Origin of the sequence: Pseudoalteromonas rhizosphaerae (assembly GCF_028885455.1) — a bacterium.
GTDB classification, from domain to species: domain Bacteria; phylum Pseudomonadota; class Gammaproteobacteria; order Enterobacterales; family Alteromonadaceae; genus Pseudoalteromonas; species Pseudoalteromonas rhizosphaerae.
The window spans coordinates 3,881,373-3,900,529 of the sequence record NZ_CP118496.1; the positions used below are offsets into that span (position 1 = coordinate 3,881,373).

17 protein-coding genes are annotated in these 19,157 nt (G+C 42.1%); 6 read left to right on the top strand and 11 right to left on the bottom strand.

The features are described 5' to 3' along the window. The first annotated feature begins 137 nt into the window (after positions 1 to 137). Positions 138 to 1,034: a GGDEF domain-containing protein gene (locus tag PVK79_RS16700; RefSeq protein WP_145240514.1), complete on the top strand. Its 897-nt coding sequence runs from the start codon at positions 138 to 140 to the stop codon at positions 1,032 to 1,034. Between the two features lie 47 nt (positions 1,035 to 1,081). Here PVK79_RS16700 and PVK79_RS16705 read toward each other — a convergent pair whose 3' ends face one another. From PVK79_RS16705 to lpxB, 6 genes are all read right to left on the bottom strand, one after another. Continuing rightward, positions 1,082 to 1,429: a hypothetical protein gene (locus tag PVK79_RS16705; protein WP_182734969.1), complete on the bottom strand. Its 348-nt coding sequence runs from the start codon at positions 1,427 to 1,429 to the stop codon at positions 1,082 to 1,084. Continuing rightward, positions 1,426 to 2,733 carry a tRNA lysidine(34) synthetase TilS gene (gene tilS / locus PVK79_RS16710; RefSeq protein ID WP_257326210.1) on the bottom strand — a complete coding sequence of 436 codons (1,308 nt, stop codon included), beginning with the start codon at positions 2,731 to 2,733 and terminating at the stop codon, positions 1,426 to 1,428. The genes PVK79_RS16705 and tilS overlap by 4 nt, the downstream gene beginning before the upstream one ends. Before the next feature lie 107 nt (positions 2,734 to 2,840). After that, positions 2,841 to 3,797 (bottom strand): acetyl-CoA carboxylase carboxyl transferase subunit alpha, encoded by a 957-nt coding sequence (gene accA, locus PVK79_RS16715; RefSeq protein ID WP_145240508.1) that lies wholly within the window; start codon positions 3,795 to 3,797, stop codon positions 2,841 to 2,843. 16 nt (positions 3,798 to 3,813) lie between these two features. Further along, on the bottom strand, positions 3,814 to 7,305 hold the full coding sequence (gene dnaE, locus PVK79_RS16720; protein WP_145240506.1) for a DNA polymerase III subunit alpha: 3,492 nt from the start codon (positions 7,303 to 7,305) through the stop codon (positions 3,814 to 3,816). After that, complete coding sequence (rnhB, locus tag PVK79_RS16725) at positions 7,305 to 7,901, bottom strand: ribonuclease HII (protein WP_145240504.1); 597 nt, start codon at positions 7,899 to 7,901, stop codon at positions 7,305 to 7,307. Before rnhB ends, dnaE begins: the two co-directional genes overlap by 1 nt. Beyond that, positions 7,891 to 9,048: a lipid-A-disaccharide synthase gene (gene lpxB / locus PVK79_RS16730; protein WP_145240502.1), complete on the bottom strand. Its 1,158-nt coding sequence runs from the start codon at positions 9,046 to 9,048 to the stop codon at positions 7,891 to 7,893. The genes rnhB and lpxB overlap by 11 nt, the downstream gene beginning before the upstream one ends. Positions 9,049 to 9,426: 378 nt before the next feature. On the opposite strand from lpxB, the gene PVK79_RS16735 reads away from it, so the two are divergent. Genes PVK79_RS16735 through cydC form a run of 5 tightly spaced genes read left to right on the top strand, consistent with a single transcriptional unit; the run spans position 9,427 to position 15,830 of the window. Continuing rightward, positions 9,427 to 11,028, top strand: a complete 1,602-nt coding sequence (locus tag PVK79_RS16735) for a cytochrome ubiquinol oxidase subunit I (protein ID WP_257326211.1) — start codon at positions 9,427 to 9,429, stop codon at positions 11,026 to 11,028. Next, positions 11,025 to 12,164 (top strand): cytochrome d ubiquinol oxidase subunit II, encoded by a 1,140-nt coding sequence (gene cydB, locus PVK79_RS16740; RefSeq protein ID WP_338052546.1) that lies wholly within the window; start codon positions 11,025 to 11,027, stop codon positions 12,162 to 12,164. The genes PVK79_RS16735 and cydB overlap by 4 nt, the downstream gene beginning before the upstream one ends. 13 nt (positions 12,165 to 12,177) lie before the next feature. Next, entirely contained in the window at positions 12,178 to 12,330 is a 153-nt protein-coding gene (cydX, locus tag PVK79_RS16745; protein ID WP_064667585.1) for a cytochrome bd-I oxidase subunit CydX, read from the top strand. Next, on the top strand, positions 12,320 to 14,104 hold the full coding sequence (gene cydD, locus PVK79_RS16750) for a thiol reductant ABC exporter subunit CydD (RefSeq protein WP_257326212.1): 1,785 nt from the start codon (positions 12,320 to 12,322) through the stop codon (positions 14,102 to 14,104). The genes cydX and cydD overlap by 11 nt, the downstream gene beginning before the upstream one ends. Then, positions 14,097 to 15,830, top strand: coding sequence for a thiol reductant ABC exporter subunit CydC (gene cydC, locus PVK79_RS16755; RefSeq protein ID WP_257326213.1), 1,734 nt, complete (start codon positions 14,097 to 14,099; stop codon positions 15,828 to 15,830). Before cydD ends, cydC begins: the two co-directional genes overlap by 8 nt. Here cydC and PVK79_RS16760 read toward each other — a convergent pair. The 5 genes from PVK79_RS16760 to PVK79_RS16780 all read right to left on the bottom strand — a co-directional run bounded on the left by PVK79_RS16760 (position 15,827) and on the right by PVK79_RS16780 (position 19,156). Continuing rightward, positions 15,827 to 16,210, bottom strand: a complete 384-nt coding sequence (locus tag PVK79_RS16760; protein ID WP_179959229.1) for a septal ring lytic transglycosylase RlpA family protein — start codon at positions 16,208 to 16,210, stop codon at positions 15,827 to 15,829. The genes cydC and PVK79_RS16760 overlap by 4 nt on opposite strands. A 140-nt stretch (positions 16,211 to 16,350) precedes the next feature. After that, on the bottom strand, positions 16,351 to 17,121 hold the full coding sequence (gene lpxA / locus PVK79_RS16765) for an acyl-ACP--UDP-N-acetylglucosamine O-acyltransferase (protein ID WP_182731383.1): 771 nt from the start codon (positions 17,119 to 17,121) through the stop codon (positions 16,351 to 16,353). A 2-nt stretch (positions 17,122 to 17,123) separates the two neighbouring features. Further along, positions 17,124 to 17,576: a 3-hydroxyacyl-ACP dehydratase FabZ gene (fabZ, locus tag PVK79_RS16770; protein ID WP_145240491.1), complete on the bottom strand. Its 453-nt coding sequence runs from the start codon at positions 17,574 to 17,576 to the stop codon at positions 17,124 to 17,126. A 13-nt stretch (positions 17,577 to 17,589) separates the two neighbouring features. Beyond that, on the bottom strand, positions 17,590 to 18,627 hold the full coding sequence (gene lpxD / locus PVK79_RS16775; protein WP_182731382.1) for a UDP-3-O-(3-hydroxymyristoyl)glucosamine N-acyltransferase: 1,038 nt from the start codon (positions 18,625 to 18,627) through the stop codon (positions 17,590 to 17,592). A gap of 10 nt (positions 18,628 to 18,637) precedes the next feature. Next, positions 18,638 to 19,156, bottom strand: coding sequence for an OmpH/Skp family outer membrane protein (locus PVK79_RS16780; protein WP_145240487.1), 519 nt, complete (start codon positions 19,154 to 19,156; stop codon positions 18,638 to 18,640). Position 19,157 lies beyond the last annotated feature (1 nt).

Sequence of the window (19,157 nt, forward strand, 5' to 3'; positions counted from 1 at the left end):
TTATACTGTTGCCATACCGTCAAAATTTTAGCTACTTAAGAGTTAACTATAGCAACTATCTGTTTTTCAGCCAGTTTGGAATAGTGGCACAAAAATCGCTTAGAAAAGTAATAACAAACTCCTAGGGGGAGAAAACCATGGAAAATGTCCATATTTTGACGCAGCGCATCTCGGCACGTGGCGAGTTTCTGCCGTTTTCGGCAGAGCATTACCGTAATAATGAACCTGCTGCTATTCATAGTTTGCTCGAAAAACTGCAAACAACGTTAAATATAGAAGAGCTATTAACGATTTATGCTGAGCATGCAAAACAAATCATAAATTTTTCAGGCTTGCAGTTTCAGTCGTCTCTTGGAGTGGCACAAATCCCTAATAGTGATAATAGTAAACCGCCATATTCATTTAATTTAGACATAAATAATGAACATTTAGGGCAGCTGATCTATTTTTGCCAATACCCGCTTTCGGGAAGTATCAAGCAAAAGTTAGTTGGCTTACACAGCGTATTGGTTTATCCATTACGTAATGCATTAATGTATAGCCGCGTGCTAAAGCTAGCTACTAAAGACACTTTAACAGGACTTAATAATCGTAGTCAGTTTGATGCTATTTTGGCTCAGAAATTAGAGCGTTTTCGCCGCCATCATCGTCCATTTAGTCTAATGTTGTTAGATTTAGATAACTTTAAACAAGTTAATGATAGCTACGGTCATAAAATTGGCGATGACGTATTACAAGAGTTTGCCAACGTTTTATGCAGTAGTATTCGCGGGACTGATTCTGTATTTCGTTTTGGTGGTGATGAGTTTGCAGTATTAATCGATGATCCTGAATTTACCACAAATAAAGTGATTGCTCAGCGAGTAATGCAGTTAGTGACTCAGTCAAGTTTAATGAAACAATATGAAGTCACCACCAGCATTGGATTTACTTTGGCAAACAGCAAAGATTGTGAGAATGAGATTTTTGCCCGCGCCGATAAAGGTTTATACAAGGCCAAAGCATCAGGGCGTAACTGCGCTAAAGCGTATTAATTAAAGGTAAGCCTAGTTCCCCCACTAGGCTTTCTTTTATAATTATACTAATTATCTGACTTGGCTAATAACTTATAACCTAATAGTGCTAAGCAAAAACCAAAAAAGAAACCACTAATTAGGTATAACAAAGCAGCCATGCTGGTTAGTGGTACAACAATGACCATTAATAATGGAATACTCACCCCAACAATAAAAAATAGTCCACCTTTACCTAACCAGTACGCAATTAAAATAATTGCACACACCAAACCACCTAAAACCGAATACGCTAACGTTAATAGCTCAAGCTCAAACATTACCGTGGCAATGCCCGCTATAACGGCTGTAACTATTAGCCCTAACGGTGCTTTATTGACTAGTGATAAACCAACGTGTGGCTGTGACGTTGTCATGTTTTTATCTCCCAAAATATACCTTTTTCATCGGCGTGTTCTGCACTTATAAAATGCCCTACGACATAAACTAATTGCTCATTATAAAAAATAAGTGGCACATTAGCACGTAACCATGGCGCTACTTTTGCATCTTTAAACCAATGTTTAATGCTGTTGTGACCCGGTTTTTTAAGCGGTTTAATACGCGCCTGTGGACAATTAAACTGGACAGAAACGTGTTCATCAAGCAATGGTTTTCTAACTCCTATACCTGATAATTGTATTAGGGTACGACCATCTGAAAGTAACTGGTTTTGAGCAGTTAGTGATTGGCTGTCAGGAACGGTTGTTTCACGTACAAAATATAAAAATTTTTGATGCCGGCGAACTTGCCCATCCGTTAACTGAATAAGTAGCTGCGCATCAGCTTTTGCTGTTAAACCTTGTGTAAGTATTTGCTGAGTTTGTTGTTGTGATGGCATAAGCGTCGTAAATTGTCCAAGCCAACAACGCAAAACATTTGCTTGGCGCGCAGCGCTAAAATTTGCTAGCTGTAAACAACTTAACCCTTGCTGGGTGTTTTGGCATTGGCTTAAATCTAACTGAGTGTATTCATCAAGTACATCTTGCTGCTGTTGAAGAAGGTTAACACTGCGCGCTGCGCTTTTCTCAAAGCCGGTAAATCGTTCACTTAATAGAGGCACTATTTGCTGACGAATAAAGTTGCGATCAAAGCGCTCATCCGTATTTGAATCATCGGTAATATGCTCAAGCTTAAACTCGGTAGCAAATTGTTCAATACTGTGTCGTGTGGTGTTCAGCAGTGGCCTTAAACATTCTCGCCCAGAACTCAAGGTGCGAGTTTGCCGCATCGATGCTAAGCCTTGTAATCCTGAGCCCCGTTTTAGTCTCAATAAGAACGTTTCTAGTTGATCATTTAAGTGCTGCCCTAGCAAAATAATACTGCCGCTTGGGCTATGCTGATCAAGTGCCTGATACCGAGCATCGCGGGCGAGCTCTTCTAGACTCGTGCGTGATTTATTGGTGATTTTTACCTGAGCCGAGTAAAAAGGAACTTTTACTATTGCACATAGTTTTTCGCAAAAATGCTGCCAATCGTCGCCATACTGACTTAAACCATGATTAACATAAACTGCGCTTAATTGCAGTTGCGGTATTTCAGCTTTTAGCGCATTCATTATATGCAGTAATACCACCGAATCCACACCACCAGAGAGCGCTACCGTAAATGCGGTTTTGTGCTCATCGGTATAAGGCGTAATGGCATTTTTTACTTGTTGGTATAACGATGTTGTTTGCATGAGTAACCATCAACTTAAATTTAGTAGTGCTCCAAGCTCCAAAGCATTCTAAAACAAAAAAGCCGCAATAGCGGCTTTTTTTCATCAATTTGGTTGTTTTGTTTATCTTAACAATAGCCAAACGACATTAAACGTTTATAGCGTTGATCAAGCATCTCATCCAGTGACAGAGCTTGTAAATCAGCTAAATCGCGCTTAAGTTGATTTTTCAGGTTACGCGCCATACCTTCGTAGTTACGGTGTGCGCCACCTAATGGCTCTTCAACTAAGCTGTTGATCAAATCAAGCTCTTTGACACGCTCAGCGGTTACACCCATCGCTTCTGCAGCAAGAGGGGCTTTATCAGCGCTCTTCCACAAAATTGATGCACAACCTTCTGGTGAAATCACCGAGTAAGTACTGTACTGCAACATGTTAACGCGATCACCTACACCAATGGCTAGAGCACCACCTGAGCCACCTTCACCAATAACCGTACAAATTGTTGGCACTTTTAATGCTGCCATCACTTTAAGGTTACGTGCGATTGCTTCAGATTGGCCTCGCTCTTCAGCGCCAACACCAGGGTATGCACCTGGGGTGTCGATAAAGGTCATAATTGGCATTTTAAAACGCTCTGCCATTTCCATTAAGCGTAATGCTTTACGGTAACCTTCAGGCTTTGGCATACCAAAGTTGCGTTTAATTTTTTCAGCTGTGTCACGGCCTTTTTGTTGGCCAATAACCATCACTGGTTGACCTTCAAAGCGTGCAACACCGCCTAAAATTGCCGGATCATTCGCAAAAGTACGATCGCCAGCAAACTCGTCAAATTCCGTGAAAATACGCTCGATATAATCTCGAGTATAAGGACGCAACGGATGACGGGCTAACTGAGAAACCTGCCAAGCACCTAATTTAGAGAATATTTCCTCTTTCATTTTAGCGCTTTTCTCTTTTAATCGACTGACTTCCTCTTCTAACTCAAGGTCTAAATCGCCAGCGCGGCTTATATTTTGTAACTCTTCAATTTTTGCTTCTAACTCTGCGATTGGAAGCTCAAAATCAAGATAATTGAGGCTCATGCTCTAAACTACCTAATTAGTTAAATTCTAGTTCTACATCTTGCGCCGCCATTAACGATAACTTATGAATTAAGTCATCACTAGGCGTAACACACCATTCTGTCCCGAGGGTTAACTGTGCCAACGCATCTGGACGCTGATAGTAAACCTTAATCGGACAAGTACCAAACTTATAAGGTTCGAGTACTTTTTGTAATTTATCGAAGAAGTTGGCTTCGATTTGCACCATATTTAGCGTCATTTTAATCGCTTTAATACGTTTTTCGCGCGCTTGCGCGATGGTGCATATGTCTCTGGCGGTCATTGTAATACCACCGGAGAAGTTATCAAAGCTGACCTGTCCAGATATTACCAAGATATTGTTGATTTGCAGCATATCTTGGTACATTTCAAACTGTTCTGGGAATAAGCGTACATCAATACGGGCACTCTTGTCATCTAAAGTTACAAGCCCCCAACGATTTCCCTTTTTATTTACTAGTGTACGTGCAGCTATAACAAGGCCTGCAGCGGTTGATTGCACATCACGATTAGTTGGCTGTAAATCCACTAATTTACCACTGGTGTAATATTTCAGCTCTTTACGATACTGATTTATTGGGTGCCCGGTTAAATATAAGCCTAAGGTTTCTTTTTCCCCATCAAGCCATTGGTTATCAGTCAGTGGCGTGGCTTTTATAAATGCTTGCTCGACTTCATCCGGCTCTGTCGCTAATAAACCAAATAAATCAGTTTGCCCTAACGACTCTGCTTTATGATGCTGATCAGCCGCTTTCATCGCATCTTTTAAGCTTGCCAATAACGTAGCACGCGCTGGTTGCGTTTTCTCGGGACCGAGTTGATCAAGCGCACCGGCGTAAATAAGTTTTTCGGTTACGCGTTTATTGATACGTTTTAAATCTACCCGCGCACAAAAATCGAATAGGTCTTTAAATGGCCCACCGTTACTTCGCGCTTCTAAAATTGCATCTACAGGTGCTTCACCCACCCCTTTGATAGCACCAATACCATAAACAATTTCACCCTTGAGGTTTACTGTAAACTTATAGGCACCGGCATTTACATCAGGCGGTAATAAAGTGAGTTTCATGTTCTCACATTCATCAACCAAGGTGACGATTTTTTCAGTATTATCCATATCAGCCGACATCACCGCCGCCATAAATTCAGCAGGATAATGGGTTTTCATCCACAGCGTTTGGTAAGATACTAACGCATAGGCTGCGGAGTGCGATTTATTGAAACCGTAGCCTGCGAACTTCTCTACCAAGTCGAAGATCTTAATCGCCAGTTCGCCGTCAATGCCGTTATTTCGCGCACCATCTTCAAATGTTGAACGCTGTTTTGCCATCTCTTCTGGCTTTTTCTTACCCATTGCACGACGTAACATATCGGCGCCACCTAGGGTGTAACCTGCCAGTACCTGAGCAATTTGCATTACTTGTTCTTGATACAAGATAATGCCGTAAGTCGGCTCCAAAATAGGCTTTAAGCTTTCGTGTTGATATTGTGCATCTGGATAAGAAATTTCTTCGCGACCAAGTTTTCGGTCGATAAAGTTATCTACCATGCCTGACTGCAATGGCCCGGGACGAAACAAGGCTACCAAGGCGATCATATCTTCAAAGCAATCGGGCTTTAAGCGCCTTACTAAGTCTTTCATACCCCGGGATTCAAGTTGGAATACCGCGGTAGTTTCTGCTCTTAATAGCAGCTCTATACTCTTTTTATCATTCAGTGGAATGGTGTTGATATCTATTGACTCTTTGCCCTCTCGGGTTAAGCGCTCATTAGTCATATCAACTGCCCATTGCAAAATGGTCAGGGTTCGTAGACCTAAGAAGTCAAACTTTACTAATCCGGCGGTCTCTACGTCATTTTTATCAAACTGAGTAACCGGAAACTTACCTTCATCGTCACAATACAGGGCGGCAAAATCAGTAATTGTAGTCGGCGAAATAACCACACCGCCGGCATGTTTACCAGCGTTACGTGTACAGCCTTCAAGGATGCGACACATATCGATTAAGTCTTTTACCTCTGTATCGCCATCGTAAGCTTCTTGCAGGCGTGGCTCAACATCAAACGCTTTTGCCAACGTCATGCCGGGATCGCCTGGGATCAGTTTTGATATACGGTCAACAAATCCGTACGGGTGGCCAAGTACTCGGCCAACATCGCGTATTACCGCTTTTGCTGCCATAGTACCAAAAGTAATGATCTGTGATACCGCGTCTCGTCCATATAGAGCCGATACGTGATCGATTACTTCATCGCGTCTATCCATACAAAAATCGACGTCGAAATCCGGCATTGATACACGTTCAGGGTTCAAGAAGCGCTCGAAAAGTAAATCAAATTCAAGCGGATCAAGATCGGTAATTTTCAGCGCGTACGCCACTAACGAACCCGCACCTGAACCACGCCCTGGCCCAACTGGAATATTGTTATCTTTACTCCACTGGATGAACTCCATTACGATCAAGAAGTAACCAGGGAAACCCATTTGGTTAATTACATCGAGCTCGATTTGTAAACGCTCGTCGTATTCAACACGTTTTTCTGCTCGGTCAGCTTCATCAGGGAATAAAAACTGTAGGCGCTCTTCAAGACCGTCTCGGGATACTTTCACCAAGAAGTCTTCAATTTTTAATGAGCCGGTTGGGTAATCTGGTAAGAAATACGTACCAAGCTGCACCGTCACATTACAGCGTTTGGCGATTTCCACACTGTTTTGCAGCGCTTCTGGGATATCACTAAACAGCTCAGCCATTTGTGCTGGGGTTTTTAAGTACTGCTCTTCAGAGAAGCGCTTTGGTCGGCGTTTATCATCAAGCGTATAGCCGTCAAATATTGCTACACGTATTTCGTGGGCCTCGAAGTTTTCAGGCTTCAAAAATACCACTTCGTTGGTAGCCACTACTGGCAATTGCTCAACGGTTGCAAGCTCAACCGCTAAGTGTAAATAGTCTTCTTCTTGTGTACGCTTAGTACGTATCAACTCAATATAGTAGTTATCACTAAAATGCTGTTTATAAAAACTAACCACCGACTCAACTGTGGCTGGGTTGCCTTTTAATAGCGCTTTACCTAAATCGCCATCTTTGGCACCAGAGAGTAAAATAAGCCCTTCTTTGTGCTCAACTAACCAATCTCGTTCAATAACAGGGCGATGAAATAAATGCCCACGTTGATACGCTTTAGAGATTAAAAGGGTAAGATTTTTATAACCGACATTATCTTTAGCTAAAATAACTAACCGACAAGGCCCTTCTGGAAACTCTGGGCTGTGTAACCAAAAATCAGCACCAACAATTGGTTTAATACCCGCATTATGAGCGGTGTCGTAAAAGCGCACTAAACCACATAAGTTCATTTGGTCGGTAATGGCCAATGCCGGTAATTGTAATTCCTGCGCTTTGGCGACAATCGGTTTAGTTTTCGCTAAACCATCGACCATTGAAAAGTCTGAATGTACCCGTAAATGCACAAAATCTGGAGCTGCCATTACTTCTCCTGCATCGCCAGTACACGTTGTACTGGTTTAAAGCTTTTACGATGTTCACTAATGGCGCCGTACTGCTCAAGAGCAGCAAAATGTGCCTTGGTTGGGTAGCCTTTATGACCTGCAAAACCATATTCTGGATAGCGTTTATCAAGCTCAATCATTTCATCATCACGGGCAACTTTAGCAATAATGGATGCGGCTGAGATCTCTGCCACTAGACTGTCGCCTTTTATTACAGCTTGTGCCGGCATACTGAGCGCAGGTAGGCGATTGCCATCGACAAATACAAACTCAGGGGTGGTACTTAAGCCTTCAACCGCACGAGTCATTGCCAGCATAGTGGCATGGAGAATATTTAACTCGTCGATTTCTGTGGGGCTACATCGGCCAATGGACCAACACAGCGCTTTTTCTTTGATCTCAATTGCCAGTGCTTGGCGTTTTTTATCGGTTAACTTTTTTGAATCCGCAAGACCAGCTATCGGTTTAGCTGGATCGAGGATCACCGCAGCGGTCACTACATCGCCAACTAATGGCCCACGGCCGACTTCGTCAACGCCAGCGATAAAGCTGAGGTTAGGTCGTTCAATTTGCATCTATAATCTCCGCAACAGCAGTGGCTGCTTGCTCACTAGCATTTAAGCGTATTTGCTGGTGAATGGCTAAAAAACGCGCTTTTAATTCGCGATTATCACTATTTAGCATTGGTTCAAGGGCGTTCGTTAGGTTTTCAACGCTGCAATCATGCTGCATAAATTCAGGCACTAGCTCTTCGTCAGCTAATAAGTTTGGTAACGAAAAGTATTTAATATTAAAAGTGAATAAACTTTTAAAAATCCAATAACTTAGGGCTTTTATTTTATAGCCAACCACCATAGGTTTTTTATAAAGCATCCCTTCCAGGGTCGCGGTACCTGATGCAATTAAAATCACATCTGCCGCTTGCATAGCAAGGTTCGATTGTCCATCCAACAACTGAATATTTAGTTGTGGCGCTGTAGCTGCCAAAATAGCACTAAATTGTGCTTTGCGTTGCTCATTTACTAATGGCACCACTATTTTTAAATCAGGATTTTTAGCTTGTAGCCCGGCCGCTGTTTTAAGGTAAGTTTCACTAAGCAACCCTACTTCTGAGCCTCGACTACCTGGCAATAATGCCAGTACTTTATCATCAAGGCTTAAACCCAATTGTTGACGCGCTGCGCTGTCGTCATGCTCAAGGGCAATATCATCAGCCAGTGTATGGCCAACAAAAGTACATGGCACATTATGTTTATCGTAAAATGCTTTTTCAAACGGTAATAAAGCTAGCACCATATTGGTTGCAGCGCTGATTTTGTGAATACGTTTTTCTCGCCATGCCCACACTGATGGACTTACATATTGAATCGTTTTAATACCAGCATCTTTTAACGGCTTTTCAACCCGTAAATTAAAGTCAGGTGCATCAATACCTATATAAACGTCTGGCGGGTTATCAATAAAGTGTTGGACTAGTTGCTTGCGAATTTTTAATAACCGCGGTAATCGGCCTAGCACTTCCACTAAGCCCATTACAGCTAACTCTTCCATATCAAATAAGCTACTACAGCCTTGCGCCTGCATTTTCGGCCCTGCAATACCTTCAAAAATGGCATCAGGGTAGCGCTGTTTCAATGCTTTAATTAGGCCTTCACCTAAAATATCACCAGAGAGCTCTCCAACTACAATCGCTATACGTAGTGGCTGTTTATCTTTATTCATGGCTGTTTTTTATTCACAAGTCAACAAGACGGTCATAGGCAGTAGTCTAGCTTGTTTTACTGCGCGATTAAATGACACACCCTGAATAAATTAGAGAAACCTTCACCAACGTACCTTTACTGATACAACCAGAACTATTTGCCTGTTTTTCAAACATATATTGGTAAATAGTTAAGCTCTGTGTTCCACTAACTAAAGCTGATTAAAAAGCGTCGCATTAATCATAATGGGGTAATATTTATCCATGTTGTGATTGACAATAATTAACCAAAAGAGAATAATGCATAAAGTTTCAATAATTACTGAAACTTCATTAACTAACTTTTGCTTACTTTATTTGTTTTGTGACTCGCCCGCACATACAAGGAGCTATAAAAAATGATAGATGAAACCTTTGTGGATCTATCGCGATTACAGTTTGCTGTCACCGCCCTGTTTCACTTTTTATTTGTACCACTGACTCTAGGTATGACCTGGATTTTAGTGATCATGGAGTCGGTTTATGTAATGACCGGCCGAGAAATCTACCGTGATATGACCAAGTTTTGGGGTAAACTATTTGGCATTAACTTCGCCATTGGTGTAGCCACAGGCCTTACCATGGAGTTTGAATTTGGTACTAACTGGTCTTATTACTCTCATTATGTGGGCGATGTATTTGGCGCTCCCCTTGCGATAGAAGGGTTAATGGCATTCTTTTTAGAATCGACCTTTGTGGGTATGTTCTTTTTAGGCTGGGAGCGGCTCAGTAAACGCCAGCATTTAGGTGCAACCTTTTTAATGGCTATTGGTACTAATATGTCTGCGCTGTGGATATTAGTCGCTAATGGTTGGATGCAAAACCCTGTCGGTGCTGAATTTAACTATCAAACTATGCGCATGGAAATGACGAGTTTTGCCGAGCTTGTGTTTAACCCTGTCGCACAAGTTAAGTTTATTCATACTGTGTCTGCGGGCTATGTTGCCGCATCCATGTTCGTATTGGGGATCAGTAGTTGGTATATCCTTAAGGGCCGTGATCTCGCTTTTGCAAAACGCTCTTTTTCAGTCGCTAGCGGCTTTGGTTTAGCCTCAGTATTGTGTGTTATTTTACTTGGCGATGAATCAGGCTATGAAGTCGGTGAAGTACAAAAAGTAAAACTGGCAACCATTGAAGCTGAATGGCACACCGAGGAAGCACCCGCTGCGTTTACGTTAGTGGGGATCCCTGATTCCGATAAACAAGTGACCCATGCTGCCGTTAAAATCCCGTATGCGCTAGGCTTAATAGCGACCCGCTCGTTAGATGAGCAAGTTACCGGCATGAATGATTTAGAAAAACAACACGAAGTGCGTATTCGTAACGGTATGATCGCTTATAAATACCTTGAAAAACTGCGCAGTGGTGATGACTCAGCTGAGAATATTGCTAAGTTTGACACCCTCAAAGCTGATTTAGGCTACGGCTTATTGTTAAAGCGTTATACACCAAATGTAGTGGATGCAACTGAAGCACAAATTCAGCAAGCCGTTAAAGATTCGTTCCCTCAAGTAGGCCCGATGTTTTGGTCATTTAGGATCATGGTTGGCTGTGGTGTGATTATGCTTGGCGTATTTGTATTGTCTTTTTATTACAATGCACATCGTGTGATTGAACAAAAACGTTGGTTATTGTGGGCTGCGGTGTGGAGTATCCCTCTACCTTGGATAGCAATTGAATTTGGCTGGATAGTTGCCGAGTATGGCCGTCAGCCGTGGGCAATTTCAGAAATACTGCCGACCTTTTTAGCGACCTCGTCACTGACTGTCAATGATATTTTAATAAGCTTAACCGGCTTTATCGTATTCTACACCGGCCTTGCTATTGTCGAAGGCTGGCTGATGCTGCGATTTGTAAAAATAGGACCAAGTTCATTGCACACTGGTAAATATCACTTTGAACATTTAGATGACCATACTAATGGCGACCAAATAACTGACGAGCAAGGAGCAAAATCATGATTTTCGATTATGAAACGTTAAAGTTACTTTGGTGGGTTATCATCGGCGTATTGTTAATTGGTTTTGCAATCACCGATGGTATGGACATGGGCGTGGCTATGCTTATCAAGTTAGTTGGTAAAACCGACAGTGAACGCCGTGTGGTGATCAATACGGTAGGTCCACACTGGGATGGTAACCAAGTATGGTTTATCACCGCAGGTGGTGCCTTATTTGCAGCGTGGCCGATAGTTTATGCGGCTGCATTTTCGGGCTTTTACTTTGCTATGATGTTGGTATTGTTTGCCTTATTTTTTAGACCTTTGGGTTTTGACTATCGCAGCAAAATTGACTCTCCACGCTGGCGTAACAATTGGGATTGGGGCTTATTTGCTGGCAGTGCCATTCCTGCTCTGGTATTTGGCGTGGCCTTTGGCAATCTGTTTTTAGGTGTGCCATTTAGTATTGATGAATACCTTAGAACCAGCTACCAAGGATCTTTCTTTGCATTATTAAATCCATTTGCCTTATTAGCCGGCTTGATCAGCGTAACTATGTTACTTGCCCATGGCGGTATGTGGTTACAGCTGCGTACAGACAGTGATGTTGCTCGTCGCTCAGCGCAATATGGTCGTTATGCACTGTTAGCATTCATCGTGTTATTTGCTGTTGCAGGTATTTGGATTGCTAATCTTGATGGTTACCAAATAATCTCGATGGGTGATACGCAAGGCTTTGCAAACCCACTAGATAAAACAGTAACCACCTCTGCAGGTGCTTGGTTAAACAATTATCAACAAATGCCTTTAACTATGCTGTTCCCTGCGGTCGCTTTTTTAATGGCTGCATTAGCGTGGATATGTTCAAAAATTAATAGACCGGGCCTGGCATTAATAGCAACAAGCTTAATGCTTGGCGGTGTGATCATGACGGCTGGAATGTCCTTATTCCCATTTATTATGCCATCAAGTAATCACCCTGATATTAGTTTAACAATATGGGATGCGGTTTCTAGCCATAGAACATTGAATGTAATGTTTATTGCAGTAAGTATTTTTGTGCCACTTATTTTACTTTACACCACATGGTGTTATGTGAAAATGTGGCGCAAAGTAACCGTAGAAGAAATTGAAAATAACAGCCATGGCAGTTACTAAGGAGATTTGATCTATGTGGTATTTTGCTTGGATACTCGGTGTTTTATTAGCCTGTACGTTAGGTGTGATCAACGTTATGTGGTACGAATTTGGCCAGAACAAAGACAGTATCGCTGACGACGAACAAGAATTACACGATAGGCTTAATCGCCAAAATGACGACTAACCCCCGACCAAATCGCGCGCAGCAAACTACGCTACGCGCGTTTTTAAAAACGCATTCCAATCACGCTGGCAGTCTTTTAAAAATCAGTATTGCGCTAGGAACATTTAACGCATTATTGATGATTGCCAGTGCTTATTTAGTGGCACGATCAATTCATTTAGTGATGTTTGAACACGCCAATTTAGCCACTATTACCCCTTTACTTTGGCCATTAGCAGCATTGATTTTAGGGCGCGGAATATTGCTTGGATTTTCGCAGCGCATAAGTGCCCAAGCCGCACTTAAAATTAAAACTGCAATGCGCCATGCTTTACTCGAGAAACTCACCTTACTTGGGCCAAGTTATATTGAACAACAAGGTCATGGCGCGACTTTAAACACCCTACACAATGGTGTTGAAGCACTGCACGATTATTATGCTAATTATTTACCGAGCGTGGCTTACAGTGCGCTTATTCCTTTGGCTATCCTGATGGTGATTTTTCCTACCGATTGGAAAGCTGGGTTGATTTTTTTATTCACCGCCCCCCTAATTCCGTTTTTTATGATTTTGGTTGGCCACAAAGCAGAACAACTGAATCAACAACGTTGGCAACAACTAGCTGTGTTGGGTAATTACTTTTTTGACCGCTTACAAGGCTTAACCCAACTAAAGTTATTTAATGCGACTACGCGCGAACTAAAACAAATTGCCAAAATTTCCGATGACTTTCGCCATGCGACTTTAAACGTATTAAAAATCGCATTTTTATCATCTTTCGCACTCGAGTTTTTAGCGACCATTAGTGTCGCGTTAGTAGCGGTGATAATCGGTTTTCGGTTGTTTTTTGGTACCTTAGATTTTTCGACCGGCTTTGTTGTACTGTTACTTGCCCCGGAGTTTTATTTACCGCTGCGCCAACTCGGCAGCCATTACCATGCCCGATTAGAAGGGATTAGTGCCGCCGCTGATATGCTAAAAATATTGAATGAGCCACTCCCTGCTAAGGCTCTTGAGAACATACAACCAAATACTCAAAATAGCTTAAACTTACCAAGTATCGAACAACTAAATATTGATAATTTAAATTTTCATTACCCACAAAGTAATGAAGGCGTTAACAATATAAACCTAACATTTGCAGGCACAGGCCTGTATGCCATCGTTGGTCAAAGTGGTGCTGGTAAAAGCACCTTACTCGATTGTTTATTAGGGTTTCATCCTCAGGTGATCGGTGCTGTTATGGTAAATCAACAACAATTAGCCGCATCACACATTAAGCAATGGCAGCAACATATTGCCTGGATCCCACAACAACCTACTTTATTGTTTAACAGTATCAAAGCTAACTTACTATTGGCCAAACCGGATGCCACACTCACGCAGCTAGAAACTGCAGCAGAGCAAGCTGGTGCACTTGAGTTTATCAATCAATTACCAGAGGGCTTTGACACTCAAATTGGTGAACAAGGCGAAGGACTCTCAGGCGGGCAAAAGCAGCGGATCGCTTTAGCTCGGGCATTTTTAAAACAAGCGCCAATTTTGATCCTTGATGAGCCAACCGCACACCTCGATAGCCAAACTGAGCAACAGGTGCAAGCGGCTATCAATCATTATGCACAGCAACATCTCGTTGTGGTGATAGCCCATCGCTTAAATACCATTGCACAAGCTAAACAAGTTATTGTAATGAAAGATGGTGCTGTTATTGAGCAAGGTAGCTTTAAAACCCTCATCGATAACCAAGGCGCGCTGTTTGATTTAGTGCATGCAAGGAGTAAACAGCATGACTAATTTTTTACGTTTATTAAAACTGTGTAGACCGCACCTAGGTGCAATGCTGTTAGGGGCATTTTTAGCAACCTTAACAGTACTGGCAAACGTTGGCTTATTGGCTATTTCTGGTTGGTTTTTAGCCGCCATGGCTGCAGCTGGCTTGGCTGGCACGCAAATGAATTACTTCACACCAGCCGGCACAATTAGATTTTTGGCAATCGTAAGAACCGCCTCTCGTTACGGCGAGCGATTGGTAACCCACAACGCCACCTTTTTATTATTAAGTGAAATTCGTGTCAGTGTTTTTAACACGCTAAGCCAGCTAAGCAATGTTGATTTAGCCATGAGCCGCAGCGCCGATCTATTTAACCGCATGCAAAATGACGTTGAAGCGCTCGATAAATTTTACTTAAACGTATTATTACCGATGATTGTTGCGCTAATCAGCGTGCCAATTGTGGTTGCAATTATGGCAGCCTACAACAGTAATGTAGCGTTACTATGCTTTACTGCACTCTTAATAGTAGGCGTTGCCCTGCCGATCATACTGAGTAAACAACTTCAGCAAACTGCCGACCTCGAAACTCACTATTCGGCGACTTTACGTGCTGAATTATCAGATACCCTAAGTGGCTTACGAGAGCTGGCTATCTATCAAGCCACCGAGCAACAAATTGAGCAATGTCGGGCAGCCAGTGAACGCTATAATCGGCAACTATTTGTTCGCCATAGCGCCGAAGCACATAGTAATGGCGTATCACTATTAATAGTACAACTGAGTATGCTCGGTGCCATTATGATAATTGCACCGCTAGTTTACAGCGGAGCTATGGCCAATGTTGAACTGGCAATGCTTAGTTTATTTGTGCTTGCTAGTTTTGAAACGGTGCTAACGCTGCCAAATGCGTTTATTCAATTGCCCGTAGCGCTAAGCGCTGCAAAGCGTATTTTTGATTTAGAAGATAAACTGCGCCCTGAAACTACAAGCGTTCAGGAGTCGTTATCAGTGCAACCTTTAGGGCTTGAATTTAAAGATCTTAGTTATTGTTACCACAGTGATACTTTTGCGCTTAACAACTTAAGTTTTGCTATTGAGCCACTGCAAAAAGTCGCGATTGTGGGGCAAAGCGGCAGTGGGAAAAGTACGCTGGTTAATTTACTCAGTGGTTTATGGCCACAGCAAAATGGTGAGATAAATCTAACTTCAGCAGACAAAACCATAGCAATTAACACGATCAGTCAACAAAATCGCTGCGAACTGATTAACATAGTCGCACAACAACATCATATTTTTGATGGCACCATTGCTGAAAACTTACGCTATGCGGCGCCCTCAGCAACTAAACAACAAATGCGCACAGCCTGTCAACAAGCACAGTTAGATGATTGGCTTAGCGAGTTAAAACTAGGATTAGACACCCGCTTAGGCACAGGTGGCAGAAGTTTGTCGCGTGGGCAATCGCGGCGTTTAGCGTTAGCGCAAGCCTTACTCAGAGCACCAGCTATTTTAGTGCTTGATGAGCCAACCGAAGGCCTCGACAATCAATCGAAGCATCAAGTTATGGATGCGATATTAACCAGCATGCAGCACTGTACTGTGATCAGCATAACTCACGACCCTGCCTTACTTGCCAATATGGATAACGTAATTTGGTTAGATCAAGGGCAAATAAAAGCGATTGCAACGCATCAGCAACTATTAGCAGAGCAACCTGAGTACGTGAACTTGATCACACGCTTTTAATCAATTACTTCAACGGTTACGTTAATAACGCCCGAGCTTGGCTCTGCGAGTTGCTCAAACGCATGCTTTGTTAAATCGATGATACGGCCGCGAATAAAAGGACCGCGATCATTCACTCTAACGACCACTGAACGGTTATTTGCTGTGTTTGTGACTTTAACTTTGCTGTTAAAAGGGAGCTGTTTGTGCGCCGCAGTCATGGCTTGTTGGTCAAACTTTTCACCACTAGCGGTCAGCCGACCATGGTATTTATCGGCATAAAAGCTAGCATTTCCCTGCTCACGAATACCTGTGCTTGTTGCAGAATAGTTTGTCGGCGAGCTACTACAGCCAGCTAAAATAGCCAGTGATAAGCTAATTAAAAGTGCTTTAATCAAAATTCAACGCTCCCTTAGAATGCATAAAGGTAGCAGGTATCAACTGAGCTGCAACTGAATTAAAGTAAATACAAAACAGTGAATACAAAAAAGCCACCAAGTTAACTTAATAACTGGTGGCTTTTATACACAGCATAAACGAATTAACGAATAATACCGCGTTCAGAATTTTTCACAAAATCAACCATTAACTGTACTGCTGGGTACTTAGCGGCATCATCAGCAAGCGCTGCAAGTGCCTCTTCAACACCTAAGCTCTTGCGGTATAATGTTTTATAAGCACGACGTGTTGCCATTACTTCATCGCTTTCAAAACCACGGCGTTTCATGCCTTCAGTATTAATTGCAACAGGACCTGCTGGCGTACCTATGGTTGTTACAAACGGCGGCACATCTTTGTTGACGCCAGAGTACATACCTACAAAGGCATGTGCCCCCACTTTACAGAATTGATGAATACCTGAATTACCCGCTAAGATAACCCAGTCACCAATATGTACATGGCCTGCAACAGATGCATTATTAGCAAAAATAACGTTATCGCCAATCACTGCATCATGAGCTACGTGAGTGTAAGCCATAAATAAATTATTGCTGCCAATCTTAGTCACACCTTGGTCTTGAATTGTACCTCGGTGGATAGTCGCGCATTCACGAATAACATTGTTATCGCCAATGATAAGTGTGGTTGGCTCATTATTATATTTTTTGTCTTGGCAGGCTTCACCTACAGACGCAAATTGAAATATATGATTGCCTGAACCTATTGTTGACGGACCTTTGACCACAACATGAGATTCGATAATGCAGTTGTCACCAATAACCACATCGTTGCCAATGTAGCTGTAAGGGCCAACTGATACATTATTACCTAACTTTGCACCTGGTTCGATTATCGCTGTAGGATGGATCACAATTAAAGCTCTCTTCTCGCACACATGATTTCGGCACTACATACTATTTTGCCATCAACTTTTGCTTCTGCTGCAAACTTCCAAATATTACGACGCTCTTTTAAAAATTGAACGTGTAAATGCATGGTGTCACCAGGCGTTACTGGTTGTTTAAAGCGCGCATTATCTATCGCTGCAAATAAATATAGTTCATTTTCACTGCGATTTTCGACAGTTTTAAAACCCAATAAACCGGTTGCCTGTGCCATGGCTTCTAAAATTAATACACCAGGAAAAATTGGCTGGTTAGGGAAATGGCCGGTAAAAATCGGTTCATTAAAAGTTACGTTCTTAATTGCATGTAATGATTCACCAGGGGTGTAATCAAGCACACGGTCAACTAGTAGCATCGGGTAACGATGCGGAAGTAAGCTTAAAATTTCTTGTATATCAAGGCTATTTAATTCGTTTGCCAAAATAGCATCCTTATTAATGATCAACGTTTAATGACTTAGTCAGAGTCTCTAGCGCTTTAAGGCGAACTTTCATCTCTGGCAGATTACGTAAATGGGCAATGTTTCTGCGCCACTCTTTATTTGAAGAGTGTGGAAGCCCTGAGGAATAAACACCAGGTTCCGTAATCGCTTTAGTCACCATGCTCATACCCGTAAGTATAACACCATCACAGATATCTATGTGACCATTTATGCCTACAAGCCCCGCAATCTGGCAATTTTTACCAATAGTTGTACTACCAGCTATCACGGTACAGCCAGCAATTGCTGTGCCTGAACCAATTTCAACATTATGAGCAATTTGACATTGGTTATCGATAATCACATTGCTGTGAATAATCGTGTCGTCTATTGCGCCGCGATCAACCGTAGTACCTGCACCAATTTCAACCTTGTCACTAATAATAACGCGACCAAGCTGAGGGATTTTTATCCATTGTCCTTTATCGTTTGCATAGCCAAAGCCATCACTGCCGATTACGCTACTTGATTGAAATAAACAATCATTGCCAATCTCTACATCATGATAAACACTGACATTTGCCCACAGTTTTGTGCCATTGCCAATTTTTGTGTTTTCACCAATAAAGCAATTAGCACCTATTTGCACGTTATCACCAATTACCGCTCCGGCTTCAATCACCGCATTAGCGGCAACAGCGGCTGTGCTTGCAACCGTGGCATCAGGGTGGATCACCGCACTTGGGTGTATACCTGATGACGCTGAACGTGGCGTGGTATCGAGTAACTGAGCTAATTTCGCGTAGCAAACATAGGGGTTAGCAACGATGAGCTTATTACCTTGATAATACTCTGCATCTGCGGCAGATAAGATCACTGCCCCCGCTTGAGTATCACTAAGTTGTGAGCGATATTTCTTATTCGCTAAAAATGCAATATGCCCAGATTGGGCATTTGCAAGTGTAGCAATTTTTGAGATTTCCCAAGCGCCGTCACCGTCAAGCTCGGCGCCTAGAAGTTCCGCAATCTGCGAAAGCGTATAATTATGCATATAATAAGTTCTATTGCTTACTTACTTGATCAACAACTTTACTTGATAAATCAACTACCGTTTTAGGGTTAAAGTAGATAGTAGTATCTTTAACTTTAACTTCATCATATTTACCATCTTTGGCAATATCTTCGATTGCTTTGATGATAAGACCTTGAACTTTAGCTAATTCTTGATTTTGACGAACTTTAATTTCTTGCTCTAAAGGACGACCTTTTTCAGCAAGATTTTTTTGCATACCTTCCACTTTTTCACGTAAGGCATCTTTTTGCGCTTGGCTCATCGTAGTGCTTTCACGCTTGAATTTTTCTGCTTCAAAGCGGATATCGCCCTGCAACTTCTCAAGCTCTTGACGACGCTCAGCAAATTCAGCTTGTAATGTTTGCTCAACTTTTGCCATTTGTGGGATTTGTTTGTAGATTTCTTGCATATCTACGATACCTACTTTATGTGCAAAAGCACTTGCAGAAGTACCCATCATAAGTGTAGCTAAAATGGCAATTGCCGATGATTTAAATGATTTTTTCACA